Below are 14161 nucleotides of genomic sequence, written 5' to 3' on the forward strand. Positions count from 1 at the left end.
GAGTACCCGTGAGCAACCAGTACCAGGACCCGACCGACAAAAAACTCAAAGTCGTCCACCTCTCCCACACCAACTACGGCGGCGCCGGCAAGGCCGCCTATCGGCTGCACCAGGGGCTCAGGAGGAGCGGGGTGGACTCCACCATGCTGGTCCTGAACCGCAAGGGGGACGACCCGAGCGTGCGGGCCATCCCGAGCGGGGAGGTAGGCGGGGTGATCGACTGCCCCCTGGAGTACCCGGCCAACGAGGCCTACTGGCAGAGGGTCTGGACCCGCTGGTGCCGCAAGATCTACGACTACCCCAACCGCCAGGAGTGCATCGAGATCTTCAGCGACGACTATTCGGAGCTGGAGCTCTCCTGCTCGCGCGAGATCCGCGAGGCGGACATCGTCAACCTGCACTGGGTGCCGGGCATGGTGAACTGGGAGCAGGCCGCGGCCGCGTTCCAGGGTAAGCAGGTGGTCTGGACCATGCACGACATGAACCCCTTCACCGGCGGCTGCCACTACGCGGGGAGCTGCCGCAACTACCTCAGCGGGTGCGGCAGCTGCCCGATGCTCGGGTCCAAGGACCCGCAGGACATGTCGCGAGCCGGCTTCCTCGCGAAGGAGGCCGCCTACCGCCGGCTCCAGCTGCACCCGGTGGCCCCGAGCCGGTGGCTCGCCGCGACCGCCTCCGAGAGCGCGCTCCTCTCCCCCTTCCCGGCCCGGGTCATCCCCAACGGCTTCCCCACCGAGGTGTTCCGCCCCTTCGCCAGGCGCGAGGAGGTGCGCCGGGGGTACGGCGTCCCCGAGGGGGCCAAGGTAGTGCTGTTCGGCGCGGAGAACCTCGCCAACGAGCGCAAGGGGTTCGTCTACCTGCTGCAGGCTCTGCGCGGGCTCTGCGACTACAACCTGGTGCTCGCCGTCTTCGGCACCCTGCAGGAGGAGCTGCGCAACACACTGAACCTCCCCATCATCAACCTGGGCTACGTCGAGGAGGAGGAGACGCTGGCCGCCCTCTACTCGATGGCGGATGTGTTCGCCATCCCCTCCATCGAGGACAACCTCCCCAACACGGTGGTGGAGGCGATGCTCTGCGGCGTGCCGGTGGTCGGCTTCGACGTGGGGGGGATCCCGGACATGGTGCTGCACCGCGAGACCGGCTTCGTGGCCCCCGCGCGCGACGTGAAGGCGCTGGCGGAGGGGATCTGGTGGACCCTGTTCCACCCCGAGGCGCAGGGCATGGGGGAAAAGGCCCGGCAGCGCGCCTTCGCCACCTACAGCCTGGAAGCCCAGGCGGCGAGCTACGGCGAACTCTACCGCGAGATCGTGTCCCGGGCGGAGACCCCTTCGGGGCGCGCCGCCGCGCTCCCCGTCACATCGCCCCCCTCCGGCAGGGACGGCTCCGAACCCGTTTCCGGCGCCTGCCCCAAGATCTCCATCGTGGTCCCCTCCTACAACCAGGGGGACTACCTGGGGGCCTGCCTGGAATCGATCGTGTCCCAGGGGTACCCAAACCTGGAGCTGATCGTTATGGACGGCGGGAGCAGCGACGGCTCCGTCGAGGTGATCAGGCAGTACGAAAAGCAGATCTCCTACTGGCAGAGCCAGCCCGACGGCGGCCAGTACCGGGCCATCGACGAGGGGTTCCGGCGCTCGACCGGCGACATCATGGGGTGGCTCAACTCGGACGACATGCTCCACCCCGGCGGCCTGAAGGTGCTGGCCGAGGTGTTCGGGGGGCGCCCCGAGGTGGAATTTCTGACCGGCAAAAGGATCGGCTTCGACGGCGACGGGAAGCTCAACTCCTACGGCTTCGAAACCAAGACCTGGAGCCGCGCCGAACTCCTGCGCAAGGACCTGATCCACGAGGTATCCCTGTTCGTGATGCAGGAGGCGACCTACTGGCGCAGGAGCCTGTGGGAGAAGGCGGGGGGAAGCCTCGACCTCTCCTTCAAGATCGCCGCCGACTTCGAGCTCTGGCTCCGCTTCAGCCGCTACGCGAAGCTGCACACGGTGGCCGCCCTGATTGGCGGTTTCCGGTACTACAGCGGCGGGCAGCGCTGCAACCAGTTCCGGGCAGAGTACCTTACCGAGTGCGACGCGGTGATCGACCGGGAGCGGGAGCTTCCCCCCACCCCGCTCAGCTTCGAGGCCGCTCCCCCCCCGATCCCGTATCCGCTTTGCGCGGAGCCCAAGCCCTCCATCGCCATCAGCGTGCCGGAGCTCCCCACGATCTCCATCGTCACCCCGAGCTTCAACCAGGCCGGCTTCCTCGAGGAGTGCCTGGACTCCGTGCTCTCCCAGAACTACGGCCGGCTCGAGTACATCGTCATGGACGGCGGGAGCACGGACGGCTCGGCGGAGATCATCAAGAAGTATGAAAGGCACCTCTCCTTCTGGCAGAGCCGCCCCGACGGCGGGCACTACCCGGCGGTGAACCAGGGCTTCGCCCGCTCCACCGGCCAGGTGATGGCCTGGCTCAACTCCGACGACAAGTACCACCCGGGCGCCCTGCGCCTGGTCGCCGACACCTTCCGCCACTTCCCGGAGAGCGCCTGGATCACCGGGAGCCCCACCGGCTGGGACGTCTCGGGCGCGGTGCAGTACATGGCCGCCGAGATCCCGCTCTGGTCCCGGGCCAAGTACCTGCGCGGCGAGATCGGCCCGCCGCACATCCAGCAGGAATCGACCTTCTGGCGCCGCGGACTCTGGGAGCAGGCGGGGGGGAGCCTCGACACCGACTTCGAGCTGGCGGCGGACCTGGAGCTGTGGGCGCGCTTCTTCCGCCACGCGGAGCTGAGGACCCTGCACGCGCCGCTGGGCGGTTTCCGCAGCCACCCCGACCAGAAGACGGCGAGCCTCTTGGAGCGCTACAACGCCGAGGCGGCCCGGGTCATCGAGCGGGAACGCCGCTTCTACCTGGCCTCGGGATCCCCCGGCCTCACCCCCGCCCCGCCGGCGTTGCAGGTGAGCGAGGTGGAGGGACGTGCCCGCACCTCGGTGATCCCGGAAAACTTCGGGGCCTTCACCTACTCCCGCGCCTATCATTTCGCCTACTTCGCCGGGATGGACCTCGAGCTGTACGGCGCCCCGGTCGATCCCGCCGACTGCGACCTCAAGGTGTACCAGGACCTCCTCGCCTACTCCTTCATCAGGAAGAACGTCCCCGAGGGGGCCAGGATCCTCGAGGTGGGAGGGGGCGCCTCGCGGGTACTGAGGGCGCTCAAGGATCACTACGAGTGCTGGAACCTGGACAAGCTGGAAGGGGTGGGCAACGGCCCGGTGGCCGTGGCCGCCGACGGCTACCGCCTGGTGCGCGACTGCCTGGGCTCCTTCTCCCCCGAGCTTCCCGCCGGCTACTTCGACGTAGTCTTCAGCATCTCGGTGCTGGAGCACGTGGAACAGGGCGAGGAGCAGTTCGAGAAGATCCGCGCCGACCTCGACCGGGTGCTCAGGCCCGGGGGGTGGTCCCTGCACTGCTTCGACGTGGTGGCCAGGGGGCCGGGCAAAGGGGTCTGGAGCAACCCCCTGCTCCCCTACCTGTTCGAGAAGGTCGCCACCGTGAACCGCTTCGTCCCCCCGGAGCAGGTCTACCAGGACCCCTTCGTCTACCACATGAGCGAGGCGGCCTACGACCGGCACTGGAGGCCGATGACCGGGGTCCCGATCCGCGAGCACGGTTTCCCGCTCTCCTACAACGTCCTGTGGCAGAAACCCGATACCGGGGCGGCGCCCCCCGCGTCATCCGCCCCCGCCCCCGCCGGCGACAAGCAGGGGTACCTGGTCTCCGCCATCGTATCCACCTACAACGCCGGGCGTTTCTTCCGCGGCTGCCTGGAAAACCTGCTGCGCCAGACCCTGTACCAGAGGGGCGAGCTGGAGATCGTCATCATCGACAGCGGCTCCCAGCAAAACGAGGGGGAGATCGCCCGCGAGTTCATGGCCCGCCACCCCCACATCGTGTACCGGCGCACCGAGCGCGAGACCCTCTACGCCGCCTGGAACCGGGGGATCGCCCTCGCCCACGGCCGTTTCCTCACCCACGCCAACACCGACGACCGGCACCGCGCCGACGCCTTCGAGCTGATGGCGCGCGAGCTGGAACGAAGCGGGGCGGGGCTCGCCTACATCGACGCCCTGATGACCTGCGGCGCCAACGAGACCTTCGAGGAGAACGGCGCCACCAAGAAATGGCTGTTACCCGACTTCGATCTGCGCCAGGCGCTCTTCGACTGCCCCTTCGGCTGCCAGGTGATGTGGCGCGCCGACGCGCACGCCGAGGTCGGCAGCTTCGACGGCAGCTTCAAGCGGGCCGGCGACTACGAGTTCTTCTTCCGGCTGGCCCTCAAGAAGGGGGCGCTGCACATCCCGGAGATCGCCGCGCTCTACCACGAGTCGATCGACAACCTCTCCTACCAGGCCCCGCAAGAGGTGATCCGCGAGGTGCACGGCTTCATCGACGCCCTGCGGACCACCTTCCCGCTGGAGCAGATCTACCCGTACCTGGAGCAGGACGGCTCCCCCGCCGCACGGGTGGCCGCCCTGGTCGATTTCGGGAACCTGCTCATGGGCGCCAGCGGCTCGCTCTTCACCGATCTCCCGCTGGCCGAGTCCTTTTACCGCAAGGCGCTGGAACTCCAGCCGGGACGCTCCGAGCTGGCCGACAACCTGGCGGTGGCAGCCATGGCGCAGGGGAAGCGGGAGGCCGCCCTCTCGGCCATCGCGCTCAGCGCATCGCAGACGCCCCGGCTGGCGAGGTACCGGCAGGAGCTGCTCCAGGGACGCATCCCCGCCCAGCTCGACCTGGTCCGCATCCCGCACCCCGGACTGGACGCCATGGCGCCGGTGAAGGTCCTGGAGCAGATCCGGGTGCCGCTCACCCCGCAGGAGCTGGCGGCGCGCAAGCCGGCCCGGACCGCGCCCACCACTCCCAGGGAGGGGAACCCCTCCTTTCCGACAGTGGTGGTGGACGGCGTCTTCTTCATGACCCCCAGGACCGGCATCACCCGGGTGTGGGAAGCGCTCCTCAACGAGTGGGCGGCAACCGAGTTCGGCAGATCCGTGCTGGTGCTGGACCGGATCGGCACCGCGCCCAAGATCCCGGGGCTGCGCTATCGGACCGTCCCCGGCTACGACGTCCGCCCCGAGGGGTGGGACCGTGCCATGCTGCAGCAGGTCTGCGACGAGGAGGGGGCCGACCTCTTCATATCCACCTATTACTCGAGCCCGCTCACCACGCCGTCGCTTTTTCTGAGCCACGACATGATCCCCGAGATGAGCGGGATGTACGACCTGCGCGACCCGCAGTGGCAGGAGAAGCGCCACGCCATGGCGCGCGCCCGGGCCTTCGTGGCCGTCTCGCGGAGTACCGCGCGGCACATGGAGCAGCTCTACCCCGAGCTTGCCGGCCGCATCGAGGTGGCCCATTGCGGCATCGACCGCGAGCTGTTCCGCCCCGCCTCCGAGGAGGAAAAGGCGGCCTTCCGGAAGGCTCGCGGCATCGCCAGGCCCTTCTTCCTGTTCGTGGGGAAGCGGACCGAGCACAAAAACGGGAGGCTGTTGTTCCGGGGCTTCTCCCGTCTCCCCGAGCGGGGCGAGCTCGCGCTCCTCTGCGTAGGGGGTGCACCGGAGCTCGAGCCGGAACTGGCCGCGCTGGCCGCGGGGAGCGAGGTGCACCTCGCGCAGTTCGGGGATGACGAGTTGCGCATCGCCTACTCCTGCGCCGAGGCGCTGGTCTACCCCTCCACCCACGAGGGATTCGGGTTGCCGCTTTTGGAGGCCATGGCCTGCGGCTGCCCGGTGATCACCTGCCGCAACAGCTCGATCCCCGAGGTGGCCGGCGAGGCCGCCCTGTATGTGGATCCCGAAGACGCCGGGGAGATGGCCGCGGCCCTTTTGAAAGTGCGGGTAGCGCAGGAGCGCGGTCGTCTGATCGAACTGGGCGCCCGGCAGGCCGAGCAGTTCTCCTGGGGTAAGATGGCCCGCGCCATCCAGGAGATCATCTGCCGCAGCTTCCCGGTCGACGCCCGCCCCGCAGCCGGAGCGGAGCCCGCTGCCGCCGTCGGTGTCCCGGCCGCCGTCGTCCCCCCCGCCAACGCTGCGCCACCCCTTTCCGCGCCGTGCGCCGGGTCCGCCGCGTCCGCAAAAGCGCCATCGTCCGCAAAAGCGCCATCGTCCGCAAAAGCGCCATCATCCACAGAAGCGCCGCCGTCCCTCCCGCGCCTCTCCGTCGTGGTCCCCAGCTACAACTACGCCCGCTACCTGGAGCCCTGCCTGGACTCCATCCTCTCCCAGGGCTACCCGAATCTGGAGCTGCTGGTCCTGGACGGGGGCTCCACCGACGGCACGGTGGAGATCCTCAAGCGCTACGACCGGCACATCGCCTTCTGGCGCAGCCACAAGGACGCCGGCCAGTACGCCGCCATCGAAGAAGGGCTCAACCGCTCGACCGGCGAGATCATGACCTGGCTCAACGCCGACGACAAGTTCCACCCCGGCGCCTTCGACGCGGTCTCCCGCATCTTCGCGCAGGCGCCCGAGGTGGAGTGGCTCATGGGGCGCCCGAACAGCTTCGACGAGAACGGGGTGCAAAAGCACGTGCTCACCTTCCTCCCCATGAACTCGCGCGCCAAGTACCTGGTCGACGAGGAGTTCATCCAGCAGGAGGGGGTGTTCTGGCGCCGTTCCCTGTGGCAGCGCAGCGGTGCCTACATCGACGGGACGCTGCCGCTTGCGGCCGACCTGGAGCTGTGGGCCCGTTTCTTCAGGAGCGCGCGGCTCTTCTCGGTCGACCTCCTGCTGGCGGGCTTCCGCGACCACCCGTTGCAGAAGTCCAAGGACAAGGCGGGGTACACCGCCGAGGCCAACCAGGTGCTTGCCCGCGAGCGGGAGCTCTTCGCCGCGGAACGGACACCTTTCAACCCGCCGGCGCCGCTCCCCATCCTGATCCAGGGCGACAGGGTGATCCTGTGACCGCGCGACCCGACACATACCTGGTCTCCGCCATCGTCTCCACCTACAACGCCGAGCGCTTCCTGCGCGGCAAGCTCGAGGACCTGGAGGCGCAGACCATCGCGGACCGGCTGGAGATCGTGGTCATCGACTCCGCCTCCCCGGGGAACGAGCGCGCCATCGTCGAGGAGTTCCAGGCGCGCTACGACAACATCCGTTACCTCCGGACCGACAAGCGGGAAACCGTGTACCAGGCCTGGAACCGCGGCATCCGCATGGCAAAGGGGGAGTTCGTCACCAACGCCAACACGGACGACCGCCTCCGCAACGACGCCTACGAGGTCCTGGTGCGGACGCTTAAGGAGCACCCGGAGTGCGTGCTCGCCTACCCGGACATGCGCATCACCCAGGAGGAAAACGCCACCTTCGAGCGGCACAAGCCTTTCGGCTTCCGCGACTGGCCCGAGTTCGACCGCCTGAACCTCATCGAACTCTGCTGCGTCGGCCCCTTCCCGCTCTGGAGAAGGTCGCTGCACGACGAAATCGGCTACTTCGACGAGCGCTTCCGGAGTGCGGCGGACTACGAGTTCTGGCTGCGCGCGGCGCTCAGGCACGACTTCGTCCACGTCCCGCAGTTCCTGGGGCTGTACTGGCTTTCCGAGGAGACCGTGTCGAGGAAGGGGGACCTCCCCACCCTGGAGTACCTCGAGGTGCAGAGGGAGTACCGCCCCCGTTTCGCCCCGCTCGCCCCCCCGCCGGTGGAACTGGAGCCCGGCGAATGGCAGGAGTTCGAGGCCCTGGCCGCGCGCCTGGACGCCGGGGACGCGGCGATACTCCCCGAACTGGAACGCTTCAGCGAGCGCCACCCGCGCGCGCCGCGCTTCCACCTGGAGCTGGCCCATATCTTCTACAAGAAGGGGGAGATCGGCTACGCCAAGAAGTACTTCGAGAAGGCCGCCATCATCGACCCCGGTTCCGACAGCTACCGCGACAGCCTGCTCTCGTTCATGAAGAGCGAGCTGTACCAGGCGCTGCAGCACCAGACCGCCTTCGCGGCCGCCAACCCCGACGACCTGGAGGCCCACCTCTGCGCCGGCATGATCCTCATCCTGCTGGAGCGCTACCATGCGGCCCTGCCCCACTACCGGCGCGCCCTGGAGATCAACCCGGACAGCGCGCTTGCCCGGGAGAACATCGCCTTCCTGGAGCGTGAGCTCCGCCCCAAGGTGCGCCCCCTCACCTCCATCGTGGTGGCGGCCGACGACCGGGTGGAGTGCACCCGGGAATGCCTGGAGAGCATCGAGCGGCACACCCCGGAACCACACGAAGTGATCCTGGTGGCCAGGGGAGCGGACCAGGCGACGCTGGCCAGGCTGCAGGATCTCTGCGCCGGGCGTGCCGACCACCTGCTCATCGACAGCGGCGACCGCGCCCGTGCCGCCGCCTTCAACACCGGGCTCCGCGAGGCCGCCGGTCGGGACCTCGTCCTCCTGCAGGGGGACACCGTGCTGACCCGCGGCTGGCTCTCCGGGATGCTGGACGCCCTGGCCCGCGAACCCAACGCCGCGCTCTGCGGCCCCATGGCCAACCGCGCCCAGGGGGCGCAGGGAACCGGCGAGAACCGGTACCGGGACCTGCGCGAGCTGGAGAGCCGCGCCGACTCCTTCAGAAGCGACCACTACGGCCGGCGCATCCCGGTGCCGCGGCTGGCGGGCTTCTGCCTCCTCTTCCCGCGGGAACTCTTCGACGAGGTCGGGGAGCTGGAGCGCCGTTTCGCCTCGGACGCCTGGGCCGACGATTTCTGCCTGCGCGCGGCGCTCAGGGGACACGGCTGCGTCATCGCGGGCGACATCCTGGTGCACCGCTACGGCAGCGACGCCGACTGCGTCCCGACGGAAGAGCGCCGTCTGCTGGCAGCGAAGTGGGAACCCGCAGCCCTCGATTCGGAGCAGGCCGCGCGTGTACTGGCGCACCGGGCCCGGGTAGAGGGGGTCAGGCTCGCACAGGCGGGAAAACTGCAGCAGGCGGTCGACCTCTTGCTGCAGCAGGGGGTGGCGCTCGCGCCGGGGGATCCCGCGCCCTACCTCGCCCTGTCCGGGGTGCTCGCCGAGGCGGGGCGCCACGGTGAGGCGCTGGAGGTGCTGGCGCAGGCCCCGGCCGGAGGGGCGCTGGCGACCCACCTGCTGCGGGCCCGCTGCCACCGCGACGCCGGGCATCCCGACCGGGCAGCGGCGGAGCTGCAGCAAGCCGCCCTCCTCGCCCCCGAAGCGCCGGAGGTGCTCCAATTGCGGGGGGTGCTGGCGCTGGACGCGAGGGAGCGGGATCAGGCCGAGGAGCTCTTGCGCCGGGCACTGGTGGCCGACCCCGGCTGCGGCCGGGCCTACAGCACCCTCTCCGCCATCCTCTGGGAGCGCGGCGAAAGGGAGCAGGCGCTGCACCTGGCCGAGCTCGGCTTCGTCCTCCACCCGCTGGAACTCGCCGCGCTGTCACGCTACCACGACTACGCCACCTTCCTCGACGCGCTGCCGCGGGAGGAGGAGCGCCTGCGAGAGGCCCTTTCCCTCTACCCCGAGCACAAGGGGCTTTGCTACGGGCTGATCGAGCTCCTGATCCGCGACGCCCGCTACGGCGAGGCCATCGGGGAGATCGGGCGCGCCGCGGCGCGCTTTGACCTCGACGACGCCGGGATCGACGCCGCCCTCCAGATCAGGGGACTGGCCGGCGACCCGGCGCCCGCCGCCATGGGCACCGGCAGCGTCTCGCTCTGCATGATCGTGAAGGACGAGGCGCGCAACCTGGCCGCCGCGCTCGAATCGGTGCGGGGGCTTGCCGACGAGCTGGTCGTGGTCGACACCGGTTCCGGCGACCGCACCCGCGACATCGCCCGCATCTTCGGGGCGCGCCTGTTCGACTTCCCCTGGACCGGGAGCTTCGCCGAGGCCAGGAACTTCTCGCTCACCCAGGCCCGCGGGGAGTGGATCCTGGTGCTGGACGCGGACGAGGTGCTGGCGCCGGCCGACCTCGCCCCGCTTGCCGACCTGGTCAGGCGGGGGGAAGGGGCGGCCTATTCCTTCACCACAAGGAACTACACCGACGAGATCACCCGGCGCGGCTGGGTCGCCAACGGAGGCGAGTACCCGGAACAGGAGCGGGGGCGGGGGTGGACCCCCAGCGAAAAGGTGCGCCTGTTCCCGAACCGGCCGGCGCTCCGCTTCGAGGGGGCGGTGCACGAGATGCTGGAGCCCTCCCTGCTCCGGGAGGAGGTCCCCATCCACGCCTGCGACGTCCCGGTGCACCACTACGGCAAGCTGGACGCCGCCGGCAGCCGCGTCAAGCAGGAGCTCTATTACCGGCTGGGGGTGAAAAAGCTCGAGGAGGTGGGCGCGACGCCCGAGGCGCTCGCGGAGCTTGCGCGCCAGGCGACCGAGCTGGGGATGGGGCGCGAGGCGGAGGAACTCTGGCACCGGCTGCTCCGGGCGAGGCCGGAAAACGCCGAGGCCTTCTTCAACCTCGGCTACCTGTACCTCTGCTCCGGCGACTACCGGCAGGCGCGGGACCACGCCGCGAGGGGGGCCGAACTCGCCCCGGAACTGAAGGAGGCGGCGTTCAACCTGGCCAAGTGCGAGCTTTACCTGGGGCAGCCTGAAAAGGCGCTCTCCCGCTGCCGCGACATGCTGCAGAGATGGCCCGGGTACCCGCCGGCACTGTCGCTGCTCGCGGTCTGCCTGCTCATCGGGGGGGACCGGAGCGGCGGCGAGGCCGAAGTGGCGCGCCTGGCGGCACTGAACTACGACTGCGGCGATTTCCTGGAGGAGTACGCAGCGGGGCTGAAACGGGGGGCGCTGGACCACCTGGCCGCGCCGCTCCTCGACCTGGCGGCGCGCCTGCACGGGGAGGTGCGGCCATGACCGAGGGACAGACCCTGAAGGAGCTCTTCGCGGCGGCAAACGCCCTTTTCGCCTCCGGCGACCTGGCCGGCGCCGCCGAGCGCTACCGGCGCGTGCTGCGGCTCGACCCCTACTTCGCCCAGGGCAGCTTCAACCTGGGGTGCACCCTGGACCGGCTCTCCGGCCCGGGGGAGGCGCTGCCGTACTTCGAACGGGCGGCGCAACTGGCACCCCAGTGGAGCGAGGCGCAGGGAAACCTCGGCTTTGCCCTGGCCCGGCTGGGACGCATGGAAGAGGCCGCTCAGGCGCTCGCGCAAGCCTGCCGTCTCGCCCCCGAGAACGCCGGCTTGCGCAACAACCTCGGGCTCGCCCTGACTGCCCTGGGGCGCGGCGAGGAGGCCCGGGACAGCTTCCAGGAGGCGATCCGCCTCGCCCCCCGCTACCCGGAGCCGCACAGCAACCTGGGCATCCTGCTCGAGCGCTTCGGCAACGGCGGCGCGGCCATCCGCTCCCTGCGCGAGGCGCTGAGGCTCCGGCCCGACTACGCCGAGGCGCACCACAACCTGGCCAACGCGCTCAAATCGCAGGGGAGGCACCGGGAGGCGCTGGAGCATTACCGGGCGGCGCTGCGCCTCGACCCGGGGAACGCGGAGGCGCACAGTTCGCTGCTGTTCGCCCTGCTCTACCAGGCCGGCAGCGCCGAAGAGACCCTGTTCGCCGAGCATGCCGCCTTCGGCGCCGCGCACCGCTTTCCCCCCCGGCGCCACGACAACGCGCCGCTCCCGGACCGGGTGCTGAACATCGGCTACGTCTCCGCCGACTTCCGCGAGCACGCCGTGGCGCGCTTCATCGAGCCGGTGCTCGCCCACCACGACCGGGACCGCTTCCGGGTCTTCTGCTACGCCAACGTCTCCGTCCCCGATGCAAAAAGCGCGAGCCTCGCCTCGCTCTGCGACCGCTTCGTCAGCATCGCAGGGCTTACCGACGACGCCGTGGACCGGCTCCTCACCGAGGACGGCATCGACATCCTGGTGGACCTTTCCGGCCACTCTGCCGGCAACCGCCTGCCGCTCTTCGCCCGAAAGCCTGCCCCGGTGCAGATCACCTGGATCGGCTACCCCTTCAGCACCGGGCTCACGAGCATGGACTACCGCATCAGCGACGCCGTCTGCGACCCCCCCGGCGCGACCGAGCGCTACCACAGCGAGGAGTTGATCAGGCTCCCCGGCACCTTCTCCTGCTTCGCCCCCCCCGAGGATGCCCCTGCCGTGACCGGTCTCCCCTGCCTCGCCTCGGGACAGGTCACCTTCGGCTCCTTCAACAACCCGGCCAAGATCACCCCGGAGACCGTGGCCCTCTGGGCAGACGTGCTGCGCGCGGTGCCCGGCTCTCGCATGCTGCTCAAGGGGTACTCCTTCGCCTGTCCCGAGGCGAGGCAGCACCTGCTGGACGCCTTTTCCGAGCGCGGCATCGAGCCGCAACGGCTGGAGCTGACCGGGAACACCCCCTCCTACCGCGACCACCTGGCGCTCTACGGCCGGGTCGACCTCGCCCTGGACACCTTCCCCTACAACGGCACCACCACGACCTGCGAGGCGCTTTGGATGGGGGTGCCGGTACTGACCCTCTCGGGGGCTACGCACCGCTCGCGGGTGGGGGCTTCGCTTCTGCACGCCCTGGGACTGGACGCCCTGGCGGCACAGGAAGGATCCGCTTTCGTGGAGCGGGCCGCGGCCCTCGCGCTGGACCCTCCCCGGCTGAAGGAGCTCAGGGAGACCCTGCGCGACCGGATGGCAGCCTCCCCCCTCACCGACGGCGCCGGGTTCACTCGGAACCTGGAAGCCGCGCTCACGGAGGTCTGGGGCAGGTGGTGCCGCACCCATCCGCACCTTGCGGCGGATCCCAAGCTGGAGGGGGGGGCGCTCCTGCGCCAGGGAAGGCTCGACCTCGCGCTGCGGCGCTTCCTGGAGCCGCTGCGCTCGGGGGACAAGTCGACCCTCTGCGGGATCCAGGAGACGCTCAACGCCCAGACCGCGGCGGACCAGGCGCGGGCCCTCGCGCGCGAAGAGGGGGTGGACGATCCCGCTGCCCCGGAGGAGATCGCCAGCGACACCCTCGCCGAATGCGCCGAGCTCCTCTGCAGCGCCGGTCTGGTGACGCCGGCGGACCTGATCTGCCGCTACCTGGGGGACCGGGGCTATCGCACCCCCCGGGTGAGCCGCACGCTGGGAGAGGTGGCCCTGGCCATCGGGCAGCCGGCCGCGGCGGTGCACGCGCTCTCCCGCGCCCTGGAGCAGGGGGACGCCTCGCGCGCCACGCGCATCCTGCTGGTTAAGGCGCAGCAGGGGGCGCAGCTCCCGCCGCCGGACACGAAGGGGGAGCGCCTGCTGCTGATCAAGGCGTGGGGCTACGGCTTCTGGAGCGACGTGAACCACGTGCTCGGGCAGTTCCTCCTGGCCGAGATAACCGGCCGCACCCCGGTGGTGCACTGGGGGGCCAATTCGCTCTTCAGCGACGATCCCCTGGAGAACGCCTTCACCTATTTCTTCGAGCCGGTCTCCGCGGTCACCATGCACGACGTCATCTCGCGCCGGCGCAGCTTCTACCCCCCCAAGTGGCAGCGCGACAACGTGCGCCACGAGAACCTGGCGAAGTTCGACGGCCCCTGGTCCCGCTGTTCCGCACTCTGGACCCTGGAGCGCCAGGAAGAGGTCGTGGTGAGCGACTTCCATTACGCGGTGAACGACCTCGCCCCCTGGATCCCCGCCGCGCACCCGCTGCACGGGCTCTCCACCGAGGAGCTCTACCTCTACCTGTACCGGCGCTACCTGAGGGTGCAGCCCCGGATCCTGGAGCGGGTGGAGGCCTTCCATCGCGAGCAGCTGGCCGGCGCCCCGGCCATCGCGCTGCACGTGAGAGGGGGCGACAAGGTGGGCGAGGACCCGGGGCTTGCCCGGCTGAACGCCCTGTACCTCCCCGAGCTGGAGCGGCTGCTTGGCGAGGAGCCGCAAGCCCGCATCTTCCTCAGCACCGACGACGACAGGATCCTGGCCGGCTACCGGGAGCGCTTCGGGAGCAGCAGGCTCATCTACACCGTCTCGACCCGTACCGCGAACCTGCAGGGGGTGCACTACCAGAAGCAGGCGAGCCGCCGGGCGCTTGGGGAAGAGGTGCTCATCGACACACTCCTCGCCGCCCGCTGCGACCGTTTCCTGGGGAACGGCCTCTCCAACGTGTCGCTCGCCGTCGCGCAGATGAAGCGCTGGGCGCCGGGGACCTGCCGGCTCTTCGGCACCCGGCTGGACTACCTGCGCCAGCTCACCCTGTACCGGAGCTGAC

At 69.9% G+C, this 14161-nt stretch carries 3 protein-coding genes; all 3 read left to right on the forward strand.

Annotated features, from left to right (window positions below; genetic code table 11):
• Positions 1 to 8: 8 nt before the first annotated feature.
• Genes KP003_RS17855 through KP003_RS17865 form a run of 3 tightly spaced genes read left to right on the forward strand, consistent with a single transcriptional unit; the run spans position 9 to position 14160 of the window.
• Positions 9 to 6956, forward strand: coding sequence for a glycosyltransferase (locus KP003_RS17855; RefSeq protein ID WP_217300049.1), 6948 nt, complete (start codon positions 9 to 11; stop codon positions 6954 to 6956).
• On the forward strand, positions 6953 to 10843 hold the full coding sequence (locus tag KP003_RS17860; RefSeq protein WP_217300050.1) for a glycosyltransferase: 3891 nt from the start codon (positions 6953 to 6955) through the stop codon (positions 10841 to 10843). The genes KP003_RS17855 and KP003_RS17860 overlap by 4 nt, the downstream gene beginning before the upstream one ends.
• Positions 10840 to 14160, forward strand: a complete 3321-nt coding sequence (locus KP003_RS17865) for an O-linked N-acetylglucosamine transferase family protein (RefSeq protein ID WP_217300051.1) — start codon at positions 10840 to 10842, stop codon at positions 14158 to 14160. Before KP003_RS17860 ends, KP003_RS17865 begins: the two co-directional genes overlap by 4 nt.
• The last annotated feature ends 1 nt before the right edge of the window (position 14161 follow it).

It is taken from the genome of Geomonas diazotrophica, assembly GCF_019063885.1.
Classification (GTDB): Bacteria; Desulfobacterota; Desulfuromonadia; order Geobacterales; family Geobacteraceae; genus Geomonas; species Geomonas diazotrophica.